This is a genomic window from Amycolatopsis sp. WAC 04197 (assembly GCF_003947475.1).
GTDB classification, from domain to species: Bacteria; Actinomycetota; Actinomycetes; order Mycobacteriales; family Pseudonocardiaceae; genus Amycolatopsis; species Amycolatopsis japonica.
In genome coordinates this window covers 263,608-285,178 of sequence record NZ_QHJK01000002.1, presented here as the reverse complement: position 1 = coordinate 285,178, position 21,571 = coordinate 263,608, and the positions used below count along the sequence as shown (strand labels likewise).

Genomic DNA, 21,571 nt, shown 5'->3' with positions numbered 1-21,571 from the left:
GAACTGTGATCACCACCGCCGGTCGATCACCTGCCCCGTGCTCCGGTTCCAGGTGATGTAGCCGCTCTGGAAGCTGCTCTGCCGTCCGATGGGGATGCCGAACTCGTCCGTCGCCGGGTAGCGCAGGTACGACCGCTCCCAGCCGAGCGCGGCCCACCGCTGCCGGATCGCGCCGTAGATCGCGTGCGAATCGGTGGCCATCGTCCAGTAGATCGAGCCCGCCTTGGTGAAGTGGTTGTAGCGGCCGACGCCGTCCGGAGTGGAGGATTCGTCCGTCGTCGGGTAGCCGAGCGGGCCGGTCTCCCAGCCGAGCGCCTCCCACCGGACCCGGATGCGGCCCCAGATCGCGTGCGCGTCGGTCTGCACCGTGTAGTAGATGGACGCCTTCTTGCTGAAGTGGTTGAACCGGCCTGCCCCGTCGGGCGTCGGGAGCTCGTCGGTCGTGGGGTAGCCGAGCGGGCCCGCCTCCCAGCCCAGCGCCGCCCATTTGACCCGGATCCGCCCGTACACCGGATGCGCCCCGGTCGACGGCGTCCAGTAGATCGACGACTGCATCGTGCCGGGCCGGTTCGGGAAATGGTTGTAGCGGCCGACGCCGTCCGGGGTGGCGGTCTCGTCGGTCGCCGGTGGTCCGAACTTCCGGTGCCCGCCCAGCGCGAGGTACTTCTTGAGGATCTCGCCCTCGATCTGTTTGACGCCGGTCTCGGCGCTCCAGTAGAGCCTGCCGTTCGCGTACGGCCGGTAGCGCACGGTCCCGTCGGCGACCTCGGGCCCGGCGGGTGCGCCGAGACGTTGCCGCAGCGCGGGTTCCGCCTGGTAGCGCTTGTCGATCGGGGTGAGGTAGTTCGCGATAAGGGTCACGTCGCTCGCCGGGACGGTGACGGTCACCGTGCGCGAAGTCCGCCCGTCGGACCAGTTCGAGAACGTCGAGACGCCGTCCGCGGCGATCTCCTCCGCCACGACCTCGAATGTGGCGCCTTCGGTCACCATCGCGGTGCTGACGCCGCCTTCGGCCGGGATGCTCAATGCCGCCGCCACGTTGCCGGTCAGTGTCAGCCGGTGCTCGCGCGGCATGGCGACGTAGGTCCTGCTCGCCGTCACCCCCGCACTGTCGGTCACCGTCGCGGTGATCTCGACGCGGGAGTCCTGGTGGCCGGTGAAGGGCACGGTGAACGCAGGCCCGCCGCCCGGCGAACCGGGATGCGCGTGGCAGGTCGCTTCCTCCGGGCAGTGCCGGATGAGGGTGGTCCACGACACCGGCAGCACGCCGTCCTCCGCGTCGGTCGCCGTCACCTCGACGACGACCGGTTCCCCGACCGCGAACGTCCGGGCGCCGGGATCCGTCATCACCGGTTCCGGCGAGTGGTTTCCCGGCACCACGACGACGTCCGTACCGGCGGACGCGCCGAGACGGTCCGTGACGGTGAGGCGCGCTGTCGCTCTCGTGAGCCCGGTGCCGTAGGCGTGGGTCACACGGACGCCGGTCTGGCTCGTGCCGTCACCGAAATCCCAGTGGTAGGTCAGCGGATCGCCGTCGAAATCGTAGGAACCGCCGCCGTCGAAGGTGACCGTGCGGGTTTCGGGGTTCGTTTCGGAAGTGGCGACCGCGACCGGTTCCGCGTTCGTCCCCGGATAGCTGAGGCGCCGCAGATTGCCGGTGTGGATGTCGGCGTACACGATGTCGCCGTTGGCCGCGGCCGCGAACTTCACCGGCCCGCCGATGCCGACGAACTCCGGCGGCCGCTCCGGCGCGCGCACGAGCCTGCCTTGGCTGTCGTACGTCATCGTCCAGATCTTCTGCGTGACGTAGTCGCCGAAGAAGAAGGCGCCTTTGTATTCGTCCGGATAGGACGATCCACTGTAGACGATCCCGGCGGTGACGCTGTTGCCTTCGTCGACGCCGGAACCGTGGTGGTACGCGGTGATCGGCGGTGTGTTGACCACCCCGGCGCAGCCCGCCAGCCCGGAATACCCCGGCGTGGGCGCGTTTCCCTCCCAGCAGGGCCAGGCGTGGTTCTCCCCCGGCCGCACGACGTCCACCTCTTCCCAGGTGTTCCAGCCGACGTCGCCCACGACCGGCAGACCGAGCCGCGGGTCGAGGGAGAACCGGAAGGGACTGCGGTAGCCGCTGGAGAAGACCTTGGAGCGATTGGCGTCCGGGGCCGCGGCGGAGTAGTACGGATTGCCGGGAACACCGGCGCCGTCCGAGGTGACGTGCAGGATCTTGCCGTAGAGCTGATCGAGGTCGAGCGAGCGCAACGCGCCCGGATCCATCCTGGTGAAGTCGGCGGCGTCGCCGATGGAGATCCACAACGTGCCGTCGGGCGCCGTGACGAGGCCTGTGATGCCGTGGACGTCGTAGAACCCGGGAAGGTCGACGAGCACGCGTTCGTTCGCGAGACCGGTGGGGACGTCCGTGCCGGTCACCGTCCAGCGCGCCACCCGCATGGTGAACGCGCCGCCACCCGTGTCGAACGACCACGCGAGGTAGATCCGGTGTGACGTGGCGTAATCCGGTGCGATGGCGAGCCCGACGAGCCCGAGATCGCCGTCGTCGTGGACGGGGAGGTTCGCGATCGTCCTGGCCGGACCGGTGACCGGCACCCAGGCGACCTTGCCGCTCTTGCCGATGCTGAGCACGGAACCGTCCGGCAGATAAGCGAAATCGGTGAGGTCGAAGGCGGCCTGACCGCTCGGCTGGTCACGCAGGACGAAGCCGGACGGCAGAGTGGGCGCCCCGGTCGCTTCCGGAGCGCCCACCCATCCCGGGAGAAGCAGGATCGAAACCGACAGTGCGACGAGTAGGCGGCTCCAGATCATCGGCACTTCCCCATTTCCGGCGTGTCCTGGGCACGTCGCCGGGAGCGGGGAAGTCATTGCCACCGGGAGCTTTCATTTATCTCAAAGCAACCGAACCGCAATGATCGCCACGGATCGCGTTCGGTCACCTACCCAAGGCTGCGGTGAGGCATGGGTCGTTCCGGGTTTTCCTGCCCCCGCACTTTTACACAGAGTCGTGAGCGAGAATGAGCGTTAGAACCACCCAAATCACTCACGACCCGCCACTCACGCGCACCGGTACCGAAGCGGATCAGGCCACGACCTGCACCACATCGCCGTTCTGCAAGGTCGTGAAGTACTTCTGCGAAGCCGCCGCCGACAGGTGGATGCAGCCGTGCGAGTACACCGAGAGGCTGCCGGTGTGGAACGCGATACCCGGCAGGAAGAACACCGAGTTCGGCATCGGCGCGTCGAAGGCCTTCGAGTGGTAGTTCTTGACCTTGGCCGAAACGTGGAACACCCCGGTCGGCGTGGCATGGCCCTTCTTGCCGGGCAGTTGCTTGACCGGCCCGTAGATGACCTTGCCGTCCTGCAGCAGCCACGTCTTGAGCGCGGAGAGATCCACGCAAGCGCTCACACCCGGTGAGGCCAGCGCCGCCTTGCAGGGCACGTCGGCGGCGTTCGCGGCGGGCTTGGGCGCCGGTTTCGGCGTGGGCTTCGGCTTGGGCTTCGAAGACGTCGGCTTCGGCGCGGAACTGCTGCTGCTCGGCGTCGGCGTCTGGGACGACGTGGCCGGAGTCGAAGACGGCGCCGACGTGGTCGTGGGCCCGCCCGCCGGGTCGCCCTGCGCGACGGCTCCGCCACCGGGCGCGCTGCCGCCGGCGTTGCCCGAACACGCGGTCAGCACCAGCGCGGTGGCCAGTGCGGTCACCCCCACCAGGAACTTCTTCACGACCCTTACCCCCGTTTGTCCGTAGTCCGTCCGACATGGGTAAAGACGGAGCTCACCTATCCGGGGTTGTTGATCGGCAGGTCACGATCGCGTCTCAGGGCACGCGGCCGACGACCCTCGCGTACATCCTGCCCGGGTTGGCCCCCTCGTCCAGATAGCCGGGCAGCGGCGGCAGGTCCCGCGCGAACACGGCCAGCCGTCCGAACAGTTCGTCCGCGTCGCGGGGCCGCCGTTCCGGGTCCTTCTCCAGCAGCTCCGCGAGCAGCACGTTCAGTCCACCCGGGACACCGTCCACTTCGGCCGGGCTCTCCTTGACCTGCTTCTCGAACACCGCGTACGCCGTCGGGCCGGTGAACAGCTGCCTGCCGGTCAGCATTTCGTGCAGGACGCAGCCCAGCGCGTACAGATCGCTGCGCGGCCCGGCGATCCCGCGCTGGATCTGCTCGGGCGCCATGTACGCGGGGGTGCCGAGGATCTGTCCCGCGCGGGTGAACTGGGCGACGTCGGTTTCGCGCAGCATCGCGAGCCCGAAGTCGAGCACCTTCACACTGCCGTCGGGGCACAGCATCAGGTTCGTGGGTTTGAGATCGCGGTGGCAGATGGACAGCGCGTGCGCGGCGGACAGCACGGCGCAGGCCTGCGCGGCGATCGCGGCCGCCCACGGCACCGGCAGCGGCCCGTGTTCGGCGGCGAGGTCGGCGACGGTCACCCCCTCGATGAACTGCATGACCTGGTACAACCGCTCGTCATAGGTGCCGAAGTCGTACAGCGTCGGCGCGCCCGCGTGTTCCAGGGTGGCCAGGATCCGCGCCTCGCGGATGAAACGCTGTTCGAGTTCGGCGTCCGGACCACCGGGAAGGCCGAGGAACTTCACCGCCACGCGGCGGCCGAGATGCCGGTCGTGGCCCGCGTACACCGCGCCCATCCCACCCCGCCCGAGCGGCAGCTCGTCGAGTTCGTAACGGTCCGCGATCAACAACTAGTTCTCCGGCTTGAGCTGGCCCTCAGTCAGTCCCGCCAAGCCTAGCCTCACCAGCTCCAGGCCCGATTCCGCCGCCTCGCGCAGGGCGTCCTCGAAGGCGGCGAGCCGGGTGAACGCCGCCCCGTGCGCGCGTTGCGTCTCGATCGGCAGACGCGGGATCCGGGTGCGTTTGAGGTCGATCCTGGTCGAGGAGGTCGGCGCGATCTGCCCGGCCGCGCGCAGGCAGCCGGCGAGGAACGCGGCGTCCAGCCGTTCGGGATCGGTGCGGTACTTCGACATCGTCGGCTCCGCCGTGAACGTCTCTCCATTGTGGACATACGCGGGCACGGCGGGTGACGCGACGACGTCGCCTTCTTCCACCGATTCCGGCACGGTGAGCACCCCGGACTTCAGCAGCTCCCCGATCGTGACGTACGAGGGCTTCTCGTCGGACACGACCAGCGATGGCGGTTCCGGCCGAACACCCTCGAAACGCTTGAGGACTTCAAGGAAGGCTTCGCCCGCGTGTTCACCGCGCGCCTGATGGCGAACCGGGGAAAGGTCGATCTCCTCGTCGAGCAGATCGATGATCCGGATCGTGCCGGGTACGTCGGCACCGCGCAGATATCCCTCCACAGTGGACGGGTCAGTCGTCAGAAGAAGCCGGGACGGCGGCCGTTCCCCGGATTCCGGCCGCCGCAGCAACCAGAGATCCGCGCCGCCGACCGTCACCACGGCACGCAAAGCACCGGCACGCAACAGGTTCCCGCGAATCCTCCGCCCCGTGCGACGGCCGGCCGCGGCGGGCGGCATGCGGATCGCGACGAGGCCGCCGGGTTTCACATGCGCGAGACAGTGCTGCACCCAGGCCAGTTCCGGCTCGCCGCGCGGCGGCTGGCCGTACACCCAGCGCGGGTCGCCGATGAGTTCGTCGTAGCCCCATTCCCGTTCGTTGAACGGCGGATCACACACCACCGCGTCCGCGAGAACCCCTTCGTAGGAGTCCATCGACAGGGCGTCCGCGCCGTACATCTCCATGTCCGCGCCCGCGAGCAGGAGCCGGTGCGCGGCGATGCACGAAGTCGCCGGATCGTCGACCTGGCCGAGCAGCCGGGTCCCGCCGGAGGCCAGCAGCAGCGTCCCGAGCCCGCACGCGGGATCGAGCACGACGCCGGGTTCGGGACCGATGAGCCGGGACATCAACGCCGCCACCGGTTCCGGTGTGACGGACAGCTGGCGCGAGTGCGCCTCGACGTAGCGTTCGCACAGGAACTCGTAGGCCTCGCGCGGCCCTCGCTCCTCGGCGAAGCGGTCCAGCAGTCCGAGCAGTTCCGCGTCGTCATAGCGCGGCGAGAAGGTCCACACGCCTCGACGCGAGAGATACGACCCCACGCGGCCGACGCGGTCACCGAGCGCCAGATCGTCGCCGAGGTTCCGCAGCCGCTGCCAGACCCGGTCGCCGAGTGAGATCTCGACCGGCTTTCCCCGCTCACGCAGCCAGCTTTCGACGGCGAACAGGGAAAAGAGGGGGCTCGACGCCGTCCCGCCGACGGGCGGCGGAAAATCGCCGTAACGTCGGCGCCAGTTGCTGACGGCGGCGCGGCCGACGCCGGCGATGCGCGCGATGTCCGCCGCGGTGACGGTGGCTTGCTCCTCCATCGCCGCATCGTAACCGACAGCTGGCTATTCCAACCCTTTGTTTGTGAACTCAGTACACAGCTGCTTTACTGGGACCCATGAGGTACACCCTTCGGTACGCCGCCGGCTCGGACGTCGGACGGCGCCGCCAGGTCAACCAGGACTCGGTCTACGCCAGCGCCAGGATGCTGGCGGTCGCCGACGGCATCGGCGGGCAGCCGCACGGCGAAGTGGCCAGCGCCGCGGCGGTCGGCGTCCTGTCCCGGCTCGACACGGACCTCCGCGGTTTCGACCTCGCGGACGTCGACCTGGTCGAGGTGCTCACCGGCGGGCTTCGCGCCATCGACGACCGGCTCTCCGCGACGGCCGAACAGGACCCCGAGACGCGGGGCATGGGCACCACGCTGACCGCCCTGCTGTTCGACGGCTCGCATTTCACGGCCGCCCACATCGGCGACTCGAAGGGCTACCTCCTCCGCGGCGGCACGCTCCAGCGCTTCACCCGCGACCACACGCTCGCCCAAGCCCTCGCGGACGACGGCCGCATCGACCCGTCAGAGGTCGAGGGACACCCCCGCGGCTCGCTGTTGATGAAGGCGCTCCTGAGCACCGGCAGCGGCGAAGCGGACATCTGGACCTTCGACGCCGCTCCCGGAGACCGTCTCCTGCTGTGCTCGGACGGGTTAACGGCAACGGTTGTCGAAACCGTTATCAAGGACGTCCTCGGCGCCTTCCAAGATCCCGCCGAGACCGTCCCGAGGCTGATCGACCTGGCCAACGAAGGCGGCGGACCGGACAACATCACCTGCGTCGTGGCGGACGTTCTCGCCCCTTCGGCCGCCTGAGCCGGCGAAGCGGCAAACGCAGGTCAGACCCGCCTTCGAGGAGCCGAAACGGCATCCGGTATCGTTCCCCACGGAGGATTGGCCGAGCGGCCTAAGGCGCACGCTTGGAAAGCGTGTTGGGTTCACGCCCTCGCAGGTTCGAATCCTGTATCCTCCGCCGTCAGCAAGGCCCCGGACGTTCCGACGTCCGGGGCCTTGTTGATTACTTAGCAGGACCTTCACTTAACAGAGTCAGTTGATCACGCTAAGTTTAATAGTGGTCGTTCCAGCCCCCGACGTCCCAAGGAGTCCGCCAAAATGGCCGGAGTCGAAGAGATCCGCGCTGGTATCGCGCTCGCGAACGAGAAGGCATCCGCGAGCATCGCCGCACTTCAGCAGGCAGCGCAGTCTCTCGAAGAAGCCCAGCTTTCGCTTTCCCAGGCCACCCAGGGCAGCACCCAGCACGAGGTGAGCCAGGCGCACGGGCTTCTCGCCGAAGCCCTGCAAGGCATCACCGGCATGCAGAGCACCATCCAGGCGGGCATCTCGTCGGCCGAGTCGTACTCGACCCGTCTCTGACATGTACCTCGAGGAACTGCACCAGCTGCTGACGGCCGTCCAAACCGGCCTCGCCGACGGACGCGCCCATGCCGAGCGGGCCAGGAGCCTGCTCGAAGAGTCCAGACGCGCCATCGTGGAACCCCAGGCCCAAGCCGTGCCGTGGGTTCCGCCGCAGCTGGCGCAGGCCGACGAGGGAATGGAAAACCTCCTGACGCGCCTTTCCGCCGCTGACGACCTGGTCAGCGGTTACCAATCCCGCCTCTGAGATCGGCGAGCCGGTATGGGCAGCAAAGCCAGTGAACAGCGCAATCGCGTCGCCACGGCGCTCGAGCGGGTCCGGCACCAGATCGGGCTCGTCCTCGGCGCCGCCGCCGGCGCCCGTCAGGCCGCCGAGGCGGAACTGGCCAAACTGCAACTGGAACAGCACATCGTCCGGGTGGGGATGAACAACTCCACCTCGGAGCAGTACGCCGAATGGTCGCGGCATCCCGCCGCGAACGAGGTGTTCGGCCTGCTGGGCAGCGTGCGCGGCCAGTTCTACGCCGACTGGGAAGCGGGCCCGAACGCGTTGCGCGAACTCGTCGCGAACAACGCGCCGGGTCCCGCGAGCCGGCCGCCGGGCGACTGGCTGGGCCGCGTCGGCGGGAATCCCGGCATCACCTCGCCCGGGCTGTGGCGCGTCGGCTCGGCGACGGTGCCGGGCCAGGACGTCCCGCGCACCTTCGACGTCGCGGTCCCCTTGCTCGACGAGTCGCATCTGTCCATCACGTCGGCGCCGAAGACCAGGGCCGCGGTGGACGGCATCGTGCAGAACCTGCTGATGCGGATCCTCAGCACGTTCGAACCCGGCGCGGTGCGCATCCATCTGTGGGACGTGGGGCAGCTGACCGCGATCCTCCCCGACCTGTACCCGCTGAGCCGCACCAGCGCGCTCACCCTGTACGACCCAGGACGGCTCGAGGACCTCCTCGACGAACTGGCCGGGCACATCCGCCGCATCCACGCGACCGGGATGCAGGCGGGGCACACGTCGCTGCGGGAGATCCGGCGGGCGAGCGGCCAGCGCGTCGAACCGTTCCGTGTCGCGGTGCTCTACGGCAACGGCGAAACCCTCGAACCGGAGCGCGCCCGCGAACTGAAACGGGTCGCCACCGGGGCGCTGGCGGCCGGGATCTGCCTGATCCTGATCGACGTGCCGACCATGCTGTCGACGTCGGTCGAATCGCTGAGCCTGCACGACGAACGGCACGCGACGAGCAGCATGACCGGCCCCGACCTGATGGTCGACCTCGATCCGCCGATGCCGTCCGGGCAGGTCATCCGCGCCGCCGGGCGGATCGCCGAGGCGCTGATCGCCAAACAGGGCGGGCCGCGCGCGTTCGCCGACCTCCTGCCGACCGAACTGGGCAAGGAGAGCTCGGCGCGGGAACTGCGGGCGCCGGTCGGGTTCTTCGAGGGCGAGGCGGTCGAGGTCGTCATCGGCGACGCCAGCCCGCACGTGCTCATCGGCGGGCCGAGCGGTTCGGGGAAGACGAACTTCCTGTATTCGCTGCTCGGCAGCCTCGCGGCACGGTACTCGCCGGACGAACTCGCGCTGTACCTGCTGGACTTCAAGGAAGGCGTGTCGTTCGCCGGGCTCGCGCCAGGGCGGCGGGACGCGAGCTGGCTGCCGCACGCCAAGCTCATCGGGGTCAACGTCAACACCGACCGCGAGTTCGGCCTGGCGCTGCTGCGGTACCTCGCCGACGAGCTGCGCCGCCGGTCGGCCGCCGCGAAACTGCACGAGGTCACCAATCTCGCGGATCTGCGCGAGCAGGACCCCGGCGGGCACTGGCCGCGGATCGTCGCGGTGATCGACGAATTCCAGTACCTGTTCGCCGGTCGCGACGGCGTGACGGCGACCGCGACCCAGCTGTTGGAGGACATCGCGCGGCGAGGCCGGTCGCAGGGCATCCATCTGGTGCTGGCGAGCCAGGACGTCGCCGGGATCGAGGCCTTCTGGGGCAAACCGGCGGTGTTCGAGCAGTGCACGCTGCGGATCGCCATGCCGAAGGCGCGGCGGGTGTTGTCCGAGACCAACAACGCGGCCGTCTCCGCGCCGAAGTGGCACGCGGTGATCAACCACGATTCCGGTGTGGCGCACGGGAACCAGCTCGCGCACGTCCCGGACGCGAGCAGCAAGGACGTCTTCAACAAGCTGCAGCACCGGCTCTGGGAGCGGTATTCGGAGTCGTTCAAGCGGCCCCGGTTGTTCGACGGCGCGCATTCCCCGGTGCTGGAACAGTTCCCGGCGTTCACCGACCTGAAGCCGACGGACAAACCGCGGGCGTTGCTCGGCCAGTCCATCGACGTCGACGAGGCCGCCTGCGGGGTCGAGCTGCCGAAGGCCCCGGGCCGGAACGTCGCCGTCCTCGGCGCGGCCACGGCGGAGGCACTGTCCATCATGGACTCCGCCGCGCGTTCGCTGGCCCGCCAGTATCACCGCGAGACGGTGGAGTTCGTGCTCTCATGCCCCATCGAGGCATCCGTCCCCGCCGTGGCCGAACTGGCCGAGCGCCTGCGCGCGGAGGGCCACCAAGCGACCCTGGTCGACGATCTTCCCGCCCGGGTAATCGATATCGCGGAGAATCTGTCCTCTTTGGACAAAGCGCGGGTGCTGCTGCTGTACGGCGTCGACGCGTCGATCCCCGCCTTGGAGGCGAAGGCACCCGGGCAGCTCAAGAGCGGTCTGGATCAGTTGCGGGTGCTACTGAAGCAGGGCCCGACGCACGGTGTCCACATCATCGGCTGGTGGCGCAGCATCGCCCGGCTGAAGGACACGCTCGGTTTCGCGGGCACCGACGACATCGGCTCCTGGGCGGCGTTGGACGTCCAGGGCAACGAACTGTCGCCGTTCGCCGCCGGGCAGGTCGTGCACTGGTCACCGCGGCCGGGCCGCGCGCTGTTCTTCGACCGCACCACGCACGGCGCCCCTGAGGTGATCATCCCGTTCCAGCGTCCGGAAGGGCTTCTCGATGGATGACGGCATCACCGCGGCCATGCGGTACAAGGAGATCGTCGGCCTCGCGCGCGCTTCGGCGGAGAACCTCCGGAACTGGGAGATCGGCCGCGCGGACGAACTGGAGGCCCGGCTCGCCGAGGCGCATCAGGCGGTCGCGGACGCCGCCGAACGCGAGCAGCGCGCCGTCGACCGGTGCACGCGCTGGTGGAAGATGGCGCAGCACAACGTCGAAGGCCTCTCGTGGCTGCCGGAGGACGAGGAACCGCGTCCGGTGCCGACCGCGCGGGCCGGGTACCTGGAGAAGTACCTGGAAGAGGTCAAGCCGAGCTACCAGGAACTCGTGCAGGCCGTCCTTTCCCTCGGGTGGCGCGCCAAACGCTCCTGACTCCTCCCGCGTTTCGTCCTCTGGATGCGGGTACTTGCGCGTGCAAGTACCGCATCCAGAGGACTAATTGCGGGTCAAGGGCGACCGAAGATCTTCTCCAGGTAATCCGCCAGGTCCCAGAAGGCGTCCTGGACCGGGTTGCCCGCGCTCGGCCGGAACCGCAGCACCTGCGGGTCGTGGTCGCTCGCCTGCTTCGCGAACTCGGCGTTCAGGTGCACGACGTCGTAGTCGAGACCGCGCGGCGCGTTCGACGCCAGGATGTGGTCGAGTACCTGAGACTGGCCCTCGAAAACGTAGCTGTACCGCTCGTTTTCGGGCAGCGACGCGATCAGGTCCTTCAGCGCGCCACCGGCGGTCAGCGTCTTCACGGCGGGCGAGAACGGGTAGTCGTTCAAGTCGCCGGCCACGACGACGTTCGCGTTCTTGTCCGAAGCGAGCAGCTTGTCGACGAAGCCGCGGAGCAGGGTCGCCTGCTTGGCCCGCTGCACCTCGGAACTCCGGACCGGCGGCTGGTTGCGGCCGTGCGTCGGCTGGTCGCCGCCCTTGGAGTTGAAGTGGTTCGCGATGACGAACACGGTGCGGCCCTTGAAGACGAACTCACCGACCAGCGGCTTGCGGCTGGCTTCCCACGCCTCGTTCCCGGGCTCGACGCGGCCGGGCGAGACGGTCAGATGGGTCTTGCCGCGCTCCTTGACCACGCCGACCGGGGTGGTCGCGTCGCCGCCCTGTCGGTCCACAAAGGACACCCGAGCCGGGTTGAACAGGAAGCCGACACGGATGTTCCCGCCGGGCTGACCGCCGTCCTTGCCGTTCTCCGGGTCGATCTGACGCCACTCGTAACGCGGGCCACCGGCGGCGACGATCGCGTCGGTGAACTTCTTCAGTGTCTGGTCCGCGGCGACGGTGCCGTCGTTGGTCGGCCCGTTGTTGTCCTGGATCTCTTCCAGGTTCAGGATGTCCGGCTTCGCGAGGTTGGTGGCGATGGCCTTCGCCAGCTCGCCGAACTTCTCGTCACTGTCCAAAGCGGACAGGTTCTCGACGTTGTAGGTCGCCACGGAGAGCTCACCACTGCGCTGCGCGCGGGTGCTCTCGCGCTGCAAACCGTTGTCCTTGGCGGCGCCGAGCTTCGTCGCGAACAGCGTGTAGCCGCCGAAGTTGCTGTACTCGACCGGGCCGGACGTCTCGCCGGTGAGCACGTCACCGGTGTTGACCTTCGGGAACGGCTGCTCGGCGAACGGGATCAGCGAAGCGACCTTGAGCACGCCGGTGTTGAGCCGGTCGTAGTCCAAGTACACCGCGCCACCGCGGATGCTCGGGTTCTGCTTCGGCTTGGTGGTCACGTAGAGCTCGTTGAACGACGACGTCGGGCCGACGACGCGTGCGTCCGAGACGCTGACGATCTCGCTCTCGTGCGTCTCCCAGAAGTCCAGCGAGTACTTCGCGGGCTCCAGCGGCAACGGCTCGATGCTGCCGCCCGGCGCGGGGGCGACGGTGTCCGGGACCGTGTCCGGCGTGACGACGGTGGGCGCGGGCAGGGCGTTCCCGCTGGAGCCGACCGTCCACTGTGCACTCGTCAGCTCGGTGAGCGACTGGTACGGCGAGGTCGCGGGCGCGTCCGGGTAGAACTCGCGGACGGTGCCGGTGGCGGTCACCGCGTCACCGACGGCCACGGCGGGGGTGGTCGAGCCGGTGAAGACGAACAGCCCTTCGCTGGTGCGCGGGTCGGCGTCGGGCGCGGGGTCGGCGATCCAGAACCCGCGCGCCGAGCCGAAGCTCCGGATCGCGGTGACGACGCCGGTGACCCCGGCGACCTTCCGGTCCTTCAACGGCGAGATCCGCGTGGTGCCCTGGATGTCGTGGATCTTGGCGTCGACCGGCGGCGGACCGGTCTCGCCCGGCGTCTCACCCTTGCCGTTGGTCGGCGTGGGCGCGCCGGAGGTGAAGTCGGCCGCGTTGTCGTCGGTGTCCGCGAGCGTCGTGCCCCTGGCGACGGACGCGGTGTTGGACGGCGCGGGCGCCGCGGCACCCTCACGGATGACGGCGGTGGAGCCGAAGCCCACCAGATCCTTGATGCGGCTGTCGGCCGCGCACTCGGCGGCCGTCTTGCAGGTCAGCGCCGTGGTGCCCTGGACGAGCGCGATGGTGCCGGCGGTCGCGGACAGGGCCAGCGAGCCGGTGGCGTCCGGCGTCGGCAGCGCGACCGTGCCGCCCGCGCCCTTCGCCTGCGCGACGAGATACCGCGCGCCCGGCGCGACGCCGCCGGTCAGCGGCGTGACCTGCCAGCTGTTCCCCGACGCGGGCGCGTACTGGACGCTGAAGCCGTCGAGGCTCACGGCGGCCGCGCCGCGGTTCGCGAGTTCGACGAAGTCGTTGGTCAGCGTGGCGCCCGAGTTGCCGCCACCGCCGTAGACCTCGGCGATCACGGCGTCGGCGCTGGGCGCGGCGAGCGCGGCCGGAGCGGTCAGGCCGCTCACGACCAGGCCCGAGGCGACGGCCACGGTCAGGGCCCGTCTCCGGGCAGCACGTCGGGATGTGGTCACGCTGAGTCCCCTTTTTCGCAAGATCGGTCGAGGCATACTCCCCCGAACAAGTGAAATGAGGAAGACGTCAAGACAACGATTCGTCACCGCTAGCCCGTTCGGATCTCGCGTGAGACGATCGAACTCCGCCGCCTGCCACACACCAGGAGGCGTTTTTCATGCGCGGACTGCTTTGCGCGCTCGTCGCGGCCGGTCTCGTGATCCCGGTTCCCGCGGCGACCGCCGCACCACCACCCGGCAAGGTCGCGTTCGACGTGATGACCCCGGCGAGCACGGTCGCGTCCCGCACCGACCGGCGGCCGAACGCGGGCGGGGTCTTCGACCCGGTCGCGCGCAAGACGTTCATCTCGTGGTCCGGCAAGGCCGCGGACACCTACGTCCAGGCCTACGACCACCGGACCGGCGTCTGGACGGCGCCGAAGAAGATCGCCGACGGCGAATCCGATCCGCACAACTACCCGACGATGCTGCTGGCGGGCGACGGGCATCTGCTGATCTTCCGCGGCATGCACAACACGCGGACCGTGGTCAGCCGCGCGCCGCTCGCCCATTCCCTCGACGGCACCTGGACCGACACCGAGGTGCCCGAGGGTGATTCGGCGAGCTACCCGATGCCGGTGAAGACCGTCGACGGCACGCTTTTCCTGTTCTACCGCGAGACGACAAACGAACTGGATCCGGCGGCGAACTCCGACTTCCGCCCGATGAAGTACCTCGTCTCCCGCGATCACGGGAAGACGTGGAAAAACTCCGTGCAGCTGACCGGGAAGCGGTGGGCGTTCGGCTCGCTGGGCCGGGCCGACCACATGGACGAGATCTACGTCGGGCAGTTGCGGTACCTGCCGTCGTCCGGGCGGATCGACTTCGCCTACACGCTCGCCGGCGGCGGGCCGTCGCAGCACAAACACGACGTCTACCACCGGAACGTCTATCACCTGTCGTTCGACGTGCGGAGCCTGCACTTCTTCTCCGCGGCCGGCCGCGACCTCGGCACGCAGGTCGACGACGCCGAGCAGGAGCGGTATCTCAAGGTCGTCGAAACGCCGCTCGAACTCCCCGGCGGGCTCAAGTCGCCGGACTACATCCTGCAGGTCGGCACCCAGCGCGACGGCAAACCGTTCGTCACCTGGTTCCAGTTCGACGCCGCGGGCTCGCCGCGCGATTTCGCGGGTGCGTGGAACGGCCGGAACTGGGAAGTGCGCGAAGTCGCGAACGGACTCCGATTGCGTGAGATCGAACAGCTCAATGGCGGCACTTGGCGCGTTTACGGAACGCGCGATGGACGACCGGGCATCGAAACGTTCTTGCTCGGGAACGGCCGCGTCTGGACGCCGGAAACCTTGATCACCACACCGAAACCGGTCCAGCGCGTCGAAGTGATCACCGGTTTCCGGGACCCCGCCCGCATTCTGGCGACCGGCGCGTCCAGCGCCCGTGACGTCTCCGTGGCCGACGGTGACGTTTATGTCGCGGGAGCCCCGCGGAAATAGCCCATTGGTGTTCCGCTGCCTTAAATGAACCTCAAGTCCGGGTGCAACCCGGCATTTCCGGAGCTACCTTGACGACGTGAGCGAGGACACAAATCCTCCCTCACGTCGCCGGAGGAGGTGTCCGATGAACTGGCTCATCGTCGGTACGGCACTGGTCCTGCTGCTGACCACCGCCTTGGCCGTCGACCTGCGCGACCGGAAACGCGGCGGACGCCCGGTGGCCCCGTTCGGCGGGGCACGGCTCGACGCCGTCCTGCGCGAGGCCGACCTGGGCGAACGACTTCTGGACGCTCACCGGGGAGGGTGAGCAGGGGGAACTGGGGGCGCACCGCCGGTGCACGGGACCCGTCGGGGGAGGACGGAGCCCGTACACCGGCGGTGTGTCATTTCCGCCTCGCGCCACACGCACTCATCGGACCGTCGATGTCGAGCTCTTCGGATCCGTCACGTCCGCCACGGGCTGATCCGGTTTTGAACCGCCGGAAGGTCACAGCCGTATCACAGGGCGGAGGGGCCGGTTTCCCCTGACTACGGAGGTATCGATGCGACGGCGACTGCCGATGGCCCTGTTCGCGCTGGTCGTCTGGGTGCTCGCGGGCTGCTCGACGGCCACGGGCGCCGCCCCGGCGACACCGGGTGCCAACCAGGCCGACATCACCTTCTCCCAGCAGATGGTGCCGCACCACCAGCAGTCGATCCAGGTCGCGAACCTGGCCTCGGAACGCTCGGCGTCCGAATACGTGAAGGCCACCGCGGCCAAGATCGTCAAGGCGGAGTCGGCCGAAGTCCGGACGATGACCGCGTGGCTCCAGTCGTGGAACGCGGCCGTGCTCCCCGCGGCGGGCCACGCCGGGCACGCGATGCCGGGGATGATCACCGAAGGGCAGGTCGCGTCGCTGCAGAACCTGACCGGCGCCGAATTCGACAAGATGTGGCTCCCGCTGATGGCCGAGCATCTGCGCAACGGCGTCGCGATGGCCAAGACGGTGCTCTCCTCCGGCGAGCACGCCGAGACGAAAGCGCTGGCACAGGAGATCGTCGAGAACCAGACGGCGGCGATCGACGAGATCACCTCGCAGCTTTCTTGACCCCCTGAAGACACCGGAAGGCCCTCCGGTATTGTTCTCGGCGGTGGCGTGTCCGAGCGGCCGAAGGAGCACGACTCGAAATCGTGTGACGGTTAATACCCGTCCGTGGGTTCAAATCCCACCGCCACCGCCATATGCGCGACGTTCAAACCCCGGGTCGGGGCCACCTGACCCGGGGTTTGTTCGGTCTTACGGGCGTCTGACCGACCTGGAACGCCCTGCGAGAACCCCGTAGTGTGGTACTCGTCACAGGTCAACTTGGTTGGTCACTCCCTGACGAGTCGTTTCCTGCGGCAGGTACGAGCACGCGCAGGCATGCAACGGCTCGGTGACGTCGACCCAAGCGATCTCCCCATACTCGTCGACATAGAACTTCGAAGAAGCCTGGTTTGCTGCTGCGCAGGGCGGGGTTCGCCTCGCTATAGAGCCCGGTGGAGTGGCTGGCCGCGAGCGACCAAAAAGCTGATCATCGTGTCTGCCAGTCGCGTGGTGGGGCGGAGTTGAGACCGCAGCGGATCACGACGTCGACAGGGGCGCGGGTCGAGGTCGACGGGGCAGTCCTCGTCGAGACATGGGCTCACCAGGGCCAACGAAAGTCGCGCAGAAGCATAGGGTACGGAGGCCGACGCCCTGAAGCTCCACTCGACCTCTTCTACGCTCCAGGCGCAGCTACGGATCGTCTTGTGCTTCTCCGACAATGTGGTAGCCAATCCGTTCCGAAGTGGACGATCATGGGCAGCTACCGCGCTACGCGACCTGCAGATTGAGGTGCTCGCGGCTGTGCCGCCTGATGGCGTTCGTGCGAGAATCGTCGATGCGCAGCGAGGGCAGTACAGATAGACAGAGTGTGTGCACAGAACTGCTCCTTGTAAGCGCGGCATGTCGGTCAACACACGTGTTGACGCCCTGACAGAATGCCGGCATGGCACATGTCGCCCTTGAAACCGGGTTTCCTGCCGGGGTCGTATCTGTCGCCGCCGAGAAGGAGGCGTGGCGGAAGGAAGTGCACCGCCCCGCAACTCACACGCATAAGTGGTGGGCTCAGCGGCTCGGCAGTGTCTTCCGGGGGATCATCGTGTCTGCGCTTGCCGACTCGGAGGCAGCTGCAGCGAAGCTCTACGGGTCTGTGGTGGATAGGCCGGATGTGGTCGTCTTCGACCCCTTCGCCGGCTCCGGCACAACCCTTGTTGAAGCCGCGAAGATGGGGTGTCGCGTAATTGGGTATGACATTAACCCGGTTGCCACATTGGTTCAGCGTCAAGCAATGGCCGACTGGGATAGCCATGCGCTAAATATGGCCTATAAAGAAGTTGAAGGCAAGGTGCGTCCCGAGATAGACCGGCTGCACGTCAACGCGCGAGGCGAAACTGTTCTTTATTACTTCTGGGTTGGCGTCGCCCCGTGTCCTAGCTGCCCTGTTGACGATCACGATGTAGAGCTCTTCAAGAGCTACGTCTTTGCGCGCCACGCTTATCCTAAGAAGTATCCGACTGCGCAGGCAACCTGCCCGGATTGCCACGCAGTGAACGTTGTGAATCTCACGACCGATACTGAATTCACTTGTTCTTCATGTGACCGATCCGGCTCTTTTGACGGCCCGGTTCGAGGGGCAAGCATGCGGTGCTCGCGAGGGCATGTCACTAAGGTAATTTCGGCCCTGGATGGCAATCCGCCAAAGCAAAAGATGTACGCGAAACTTGTGCTGGGGAAAGACGGAAAGCGATACGAGCCGATCGATTCCTTTGATCTTGAACTTTACGCCGAGTCGGAGGCGTTGTTAGAGGAAAAACGTGAAGAGCTTGTCGGCCCTATCGGAACGCTTGATGCTGGCAATAATACACGGCAGGCAATTAGGTGGGGTTACACGACGTGGCCGCAGTTCTTCAATGCACGACAACTGTACTGCCTTGGCCTACTAGGCGCTGCGATTAGAAATCAGGAAGCCAGTCCAGAGCGAGAAGCTCTCGTTGCCCTATTCTCAGGCGTACTCGAATTCAACAACTTGTTCTGCTCGTATAAGGGCGAGGGCACCGGCGCTGTCCGACACATGTTCTCAAACCACATCCTGAAGCCCGAGCGGACGCCACTGGAAGCGCATCCCTGGGGTACACCTGCGTCGTCAGGATCGTTCTCCACTCTCTTCAAGAGTCGAATCCTACGTGCTCTCGAGTATAAAAAGGCGCCTCACGACATCGTGGATGGCGAACGCGTGGTTGGTATATCAAAGACCCTAGGCTCGCGTATCGTTGACAGTTACGAGCAGTTTGAAGGTGAACCCGCCGCTGCTCTAATTGTCACCGGCTCGTCAGCTGACACTGCACTCCCGGACTCAAGTGTTGATCTCGTCATTACGGATCCACCCTATTTTGACAATGTACATTACTCGGAGTTGGCGGACTTTTTCCACGCCTGGCTGCGTCAGATGTATCCTTTTCCGGCGTATCCATCAAATGAGACAACGCGGATGGTCGGGGAGGTCCAGTCAACCGATGCCGACAAGTTCTCGGCGGCTATCGCCCAGGTATGGAGGGAAGCCGCTCGCGTCATGAAGGAGGATGGCCTCTTAGCTTTCACCTTCCATCAGGCGCGAGCCGCTGGCTGGGAGGCTGTCGTAAAAGCACTTAAACAAGCTGGCCTAATTATCACTGCAGTCCAGCCGGTAAAGGGCGAGATGTCTGTGGCAGCACCGAAGAGTGCTGCCACAGATCCATCTAACCTCGACTCGATTGTTGTCTGCAGAAAAGCAACATCGAGCGCTCGTCCAACACTCGAGCGAGTCATTAATGAGCTACGTGAGTGCAAAAACGCTGGCGTTACTGTTGGCTGGACAGACGTCCAGTCCGTGGTGCGAGGTGCAGTCCTGGCTGCCTATACAGACCCGGCTTCAAAAGAAACGCTCACGCAACTTATGTCACGCGCAGCTGCTGAAGCTGATGAAGCCTGCATTGCACTCGGTGTCACATCGCGAAGGGCTGGGTCACAGGTCGACGACGAAGCGCCCACGAGGTGACGTTTCAACTGACCTGTTCTTAGGTGTAGGGAAGGGATCAACAGCGGGTGTTTCAGAGGTGGTGCGTCCGTCGTTTCGACGGTATGCCCAGAAGCTGTGCTTTGAGCCATCAAAAGCATTGCGAATGACTTCTCGTGCACGAGAGAGATCCTGTTCGTCGGCGAGATCGTCCCGCTCATGAATGAGCGTTGCAGTTCCAGACATCCACTTCCACCCGAGTGGGTTGGCGAAAACAAGCATCGGCCGCTCTCGATCCAAACCATCACCAAACGTCCCCAAGTTGATACTCTTTTTCCGAATGCCGGTCCTGCTTTCATACAGACGCGCATCCTGGTTCAGCGCAGAGCCGCTGACGAGCGCGAGCGACCGCACGAGGTACTGGTCGCCGTGTGGCACATGAAGTGCGAAAAGGTAAAAGGAAGGGACCACAAGAGGTTTCTTGTTCTTTGCGTAGATTCTCACGCGAGAACAGGGAGGTGTAGAGTTGTAGTCCATGCCACCCGCGCGCCCAGATTTACCGTCTTTCGCTGGCTTCACCTTCTTGACCTCGATTGCGACGATATGCCGAGGATCCAGGTCCCAACCGCCCTTGATAAGCAGTGAAGTTTCCTCAGGACGGGCTACGACCAGGTCTGGGCTAACCAAGTTCTTCCCAGAGGAGAGAACGCTTACACCCTGCGGAAGTCGCTCGTCAAGTATGTTTCGTACTAGAACATCGAAGGGATCGTCTTGAGTGTCCTTCTTGTCTGGCTGGCTGAAGGGTAGTGGCTCGCCTGCCTCGTCGAAGAAAGCATCGGCGAGGATGCTGAAGCAAGCAGCGGCCAGGTCGCGCGGCTGAGTCGCGGGCCCTACCGGGACCGTCATGCAGGTTCCCCTCTCGGCAGCGGTCGACTCTGTGTCGACCTCAACGGAACCCACGGTACTCGCCTTATGTGACAGTTTTTGTGTCTTTAGTCGTCTAGCAGAAGGAAGCTGGTCTGGCGCCCGATGGTTCCCGCGTCGCGCCTGCCTGCTAAGCGTGTCTGCGTCGCGGCAGCCAACCCCGCCGGGTAGATTGCTCGGCTGGTGTCCGGTCGCCGGCGCCAAGTGGGCGAGACATGGTTGAGGAGTTGTGGTGACTAGCGCGGACCGTAACCTACTGCCGGGTGAACGGCTCGATTGGACTGCGCGCGCCGACGCAGTAGACGATCGGACATCGGATGAAGCGATCAACGATAAGTACGTACGGGGCGAGATTCGGATCGTCGTTGAACAGGCTCGATACCCACTGAAACAGGTCACTGACCTGGTGCGTAGCGCCGACTATAACTTGCAACCCGACTTCCAGCGTCGGCCACGTTGGTCTCGCGAGCGGCAATCTCGTCTCATCGAATCCTTCGTCGTTAACGTGCCCGTTCCACCAGTTTTCCTTTACGAATCGGAACTCTCACGATACGAGGTAATGGACGGGCGCCAACGCTTGACCGCGATTGCCGAGTTCTATGAGGACAAGTTTAGCCTGCAAGGCCTCACTCAGTGGCCTGAGCTAAACGGACGCAGGTACAGTCAATTACCTGAGCAAGTTAGGCGTGGCATTGATCGACGCTACCTGTCGTCGATCATTCTGCTGCACGAAACGGCGAAATCGACAGCCGAAGCGGATCGCCTGAAGCAGCTCGTCTTCGAGCGAATCAACAGTGGCGGCGAAGACCTATCTGATCAAGAGAAACGTAATGCCTTGCATCCGGGTGCGATGAATACACTGTGTGTTCGCCTCTCCAGGCTGCCGTCATTCTGTGCAATGTGGGGTATCCCGGAGCCTGACAGGACAGAGTTCCGCGGCGGAGAAAATTGGACGCCGCCTGCCGAACTCGGGGACAACGAGTTATATCGGACCATGGGCGACGTCGAGCTGGTTCTGCGGTTCTTTGCACATCGCCAGCGAGGTCGACTATGGAAATCGGGCGCGCTTGATGAGTACCTAACTCGCTACCTCTCTGACGCTAACGGCTTTTCTCGGTCGACATTGCGCGACCTAGAGGAAATCTTTATGAAGACTGCCGACCTCACTTACCGCGTCTTAGGTCCTGACGCGTTCTTGTTATACCGCGCGCGAAAACATGGATGGCTGTGGGTCGGCCGGCCGACTCTGGTCGCGTACGACCCGATCATGTTTGCATTCAGTCGCCTGATCTCCGTCGGCGACCGACTTGTCGAGCAGGCGGCTAACATATGCAACGCCTTGCCTGAATTCTACCAGAATAACTCAGCCGCATTCGATGGTCGAAAAGTAAATTTATCTGACGTGCGAGTTCGCGATCAGTTGTTCTTTGAATTCCTTGAGGGTTTCACGGAATAGAC

16 protein-coding genes and 2 tRNA genes are annotated in these 21,571 nt (G+C 66.0%); 12 read left to right on the top strand and 6 right to left on the bottom strand.

Going from position 1 to position 21,571, the window contains the following annotated elements; translation table 11 throughout:
- Positions 1–9: 9 nt before the first annotated feature.
- The 4 genes from DMC64_RS08485 to DMC64_RS08470 form a co-directional block, all read right to left on the bottom strand.
- A complete protein-coding gene (locus DMC64_RS08485) occupies positions 10–2,820 on the bottom strand; it encodes a PQQ-dependent sugar dehydrogenase (RefSeq protein ID WP_125733116.1) in 2,811 nt (936 codons plus the stop codon).
- 271 nt (positions 2,821–3,091) lie between these two features.
- Positions 3,092–3,733 carry a L,D-transpeptidase gene (locus tag DMC64_RS08480; RefSeq protein ID WP_125733115.1) on the bottom strand — a complete coding sequence of 214 codons (642 nt, stop codon included), beginning with the start codon at positions 3,731–3,733 and terminating at the stop codon, positions 3,092–3,094.
- 94 nt (positions 3,734–3,827) lie between these two features.
- Entirely contained in the window at positions 3,828–4,712 is an 885-nt protein-coding gene (locus DMC64_RS08475; RefSeq protein ID WP_125733114.1) for a serine/threonine-protein kinase, read from the bottom strand.
- On the bottom strand, positions 4,713–6,353 hold the full coding sequence (locus DMC64_RS08470; RefSeq protein ID WP_125733113.1) for an N-6 DNA methylase: 1,641 nt from the start codon (positions 6,351–6,353) through the stop codon (positions 4,713–4,715). It lies immediately after the preceding gene.
- Positions 6,354–6,430: 77 nt separating this feature from the next.
- Between DMC64_RS08470 and DMC64_RS08465 the strand changes: the two genes are divergently transcribed.
- The 6 genes from DMC64_RS08465 (at position 6,431) to DMC64_RS08440 (ending at position 11,103) form a co-directional block, all read left to right on the top strand.
- On the top strand, positions 6,431–7,177 hold the full coding sequence (locus DMC64_RS08465; RefSeq protein WP_125733112.1) for a PP2C family serine/threonine-protein phosphatase: 747 nt from the start codon (positions 6,431–6,433) through the stop codon (positions 7,175–7,177).
- A 72-nt stretch (positions 7,178–7,249) separates the two neighbouring features.
- A tRNA-Ser gene (locus DMC64_RS08460) sits at positions 7,250–7,334 on the top strand.
- Between the two features lie 140 nt (positions 7,335–7,474).
- The gene (locus DMC64_RS08455) at positions 7,475–7,735 is read left to right on the top strand and encodes a hypothetical protein (protein WP_005167132.1); all 261 of its coding nucleotides are present in this window, start codon (positions 7,475–7,477) and stop codon (positions 7,733–7,735) included.
- A gap of 1 nt (position 7,736) precedes the next feature.
- Positions 7,737–7,982 (top strand): hypothetical protein, encoded by a 246-nt coding sequence (locus DMC64_RS08450; RefSeq protein WP_016337967.1) that lies wholly within the window; start codon positions 7,737–7,739, stop codon positions 7,980–7,982.
- Between the two features lie 15 nt (positions 7,983–7,997).
- On the top strand, positions 7,998–10,739 hold the full coding sequence (locus DMC64_RS08445; protein WP_125733111.1) for an FtsK/SpoIIIE domain-containing protein: 2,742 nt from the start codon (positions 7,998–8,000) through the stop codon (positions 10,737–10,739).
- The gene (locus DMC64_RS08440) at positions 10,732–11,103 is read left to right on the top strand and encodes a hypothetical protein (protein ID WP_037334861.1); all 372 of its coding nucleotides are present in this window, start codon (positions 10,732–10,734) and stop codon (positions 11,101–11,103) included. Before DMC64_RS08445 ends, DMC64_RS08440 begins: the two co-directional genes overlap by 8 nt.
- Positions 11,104–11,177: 74 nt before the next feature.
- On the opposite strand, the gene DMC64_RS08435 is transcribed toward DMC64_RS08440, so the two are convergent.
- On the bottom strand, positions 11,178–13,643 hold the full coding sequence (locus tag DMC64_RS08435; protein WP_125733110.1) for an endonuclease/exonuclease/phosphatase family protein: 2,466 nt from the start codon (positions 13,641–13,643) through the stop codon (positions 11,178–11,180).
- A gap of 158 nt (positions 13,644–13,801) precedes the next feature.
- Between DMC64_RS08435 and DMC64_RS08430 the strand changes: the two genes are divergently transcribed.
- The 5 genes from DMC64_RS08430 (at position 13,802) to DMC64_RS08410 (ending at position 19,231) form a co-directional block, all read left to right on the top strand.
- The gene (locus tag DMC64_RS08430) at positions 13,802–15,133 is read left to right on the top strand and encodes a BNR-4 repeat-containing protein (protein ID WP_125733109.1); all 1,332 of its coding nucleotides are present in this window, start codon (positions 13,802–13,804) and stop codon (positions 15,131–15,133) included.
- Between the two features lie 124 nt (positions 15,134–15,257).
- Positions 15,258–15,440: a hypothetical protein gene (locus DMC64_RS08425; protein ID WP_037334852.1), complete on the top strand. Its 183-nt coding sequence runs from the start codon at positions 15,258–15,260 to the stop codon at positions 15,438–15,440.
- Between the two features lie 235 nt (positions 15,441–15,675).
- The gene (locus DMC64_RS08420; protein ID WP_125733108.1) at positions 15,676–16,221 is read left to right on the top strand and encodes a DUF305 domain-containing protein; all 546 of its coding nucleotides are present in this window, start codon (positions 15,676–15,678) and stop codon (positions 16,219–16,221) included.
- Positions 16,222–16,263: 42 nt separating this feature from the next.
- Positions 16,264–16,354: transfer RNA gene (locus DMC64_RS08415), tRNA-Ser, on the top strand.
- 789 nt (positions 16,355–17,143) lie between these two features.
- Positions 17,144–19,231, top strand: a complete 2,088-nt coding sequence (locus tag DMC64_RS08410) for a DNA methyltransferase (RefSeq protein WP_125733107.1) — start codon at positions 17,144–17,146, stop codon at positions 19,229–19,231.
- Here DMC64_RS08410 and DMC64_RS08405 read toward each other — a convergent pair.
- Positions 19,199–20,095 (bottom strand): hypothetical protein, encoded by an 897-nt coding sequence (locus DMC64_RS08405; RefSeq protein WP_125733106.1) that lies wholly within the window; start codon positions 20,093–20,095, stop codon positions 19,199–19,201. The genes DMC64_RS08410 and DMC64_RS08405 overlap by 33 nt on opposite strands.
- Before the next feature lie 250 nt (positions 20,096–20,345).
- Between DMC64_RS08405 and DMC64_RS08400 the strand changes: the two genes are divergently transcribed.
- Entirely contained in the window at positions 20,346–21,569 is a 1,224-nt protein-coding gene (locus DMC64_RS08400; protein WP_125733105.1) for a DUF262 domain-containing protein, read from the top strand.
- Positions 21,570–21,571 lie beyond the last annotated feature (2 nt).

Bases quoted from the DNA above. Each gene is read 5' to 3' on its own strand.
- DMC64_RS08430 (WP_125733109.1), top strand. From the start codon at position 13,802: ATGCGCGGACTGCTTTGCGCGCTCGTCGCGGCCGGTCTCGTGATCCCG.
- DMC64_RS08420 (WP_125733108.1), top strand. From the start codon at position 15,676: ATGCGACGGCGACTGCCGATGGCCCTGTTCGCGCTGGTCGTCTGGGTG.
- DMC64_RS08445 (WP_125733111.1), top strand. From the start codon at position 7,998: ATGGGCAGCAAAGCCAGTGAACAGCGCAATCGCGTCGCCACGGCGCTC.
- DMC64_RS08470 (WP_125733113.1), bottom strand. From the start codon at position 6,353: ATGGAGGAGCAAGCCACCGTCACCGCGGCGGACATCGCGCGCATCGCC.
- DMC64_RS08410 (WP_125733107.1), top strand. From the start codon at position 17,144: ATGGCACATGTCGCCCTTGAAACCGGGTTTCCTGCCGGGGTCGTATCT.
- DMC64_RS08465 (WP_125733112.1), top strand. From the start codon at position 6,431: ATGAGGTACACCCTTCGGTACGCCGCCGGCTCGGACGTCGGACGGCGC.
- DMC64_RS08405 (WP_125733106.1), bottom strand. From the start codon at position 20,095: ATGACGGTCCCGGTAGGGCCCGCGACTCAGCCGCGCGACCTGGCCGCT.
- DMC64_RS08485 (WP_125733116.1), bottom strand. From the start codon at position 2,820: ATGATCTGGAGCCGCCTACTCGTCGCACTGTCGGTTTCGATCCTGCTT.
- DMC64_RS08425 (WP_037334852.1), top strand. From the start codon at position 15,258: ATGAACTGGCTCATCGTCGGTACGGCACTGGTCCTGCTGCTGACCACC.
- DMC64_RS08455 (WP_005167132.1), top strand. From the start codon at position 7,475: ATGGCCGGAGTCGAAGAGATCCGCGCTGGTATCGCGCTCGCGAACGAG.
- DMC64_RS08450 (WP_016337967.1), top strand. From the start codon at position 7,737: ATGTACCTCGAGGAACTGCACCAGCTGCTGACGGCCGTCCAAACCGGC.
- DMC64_RS08440 (WP_037334861.1), top strand. From the start codon at position 10,732: ATGGATGACGGCATCACCGCGGCCATGCGGTACAAGGAGATCGTCGGC.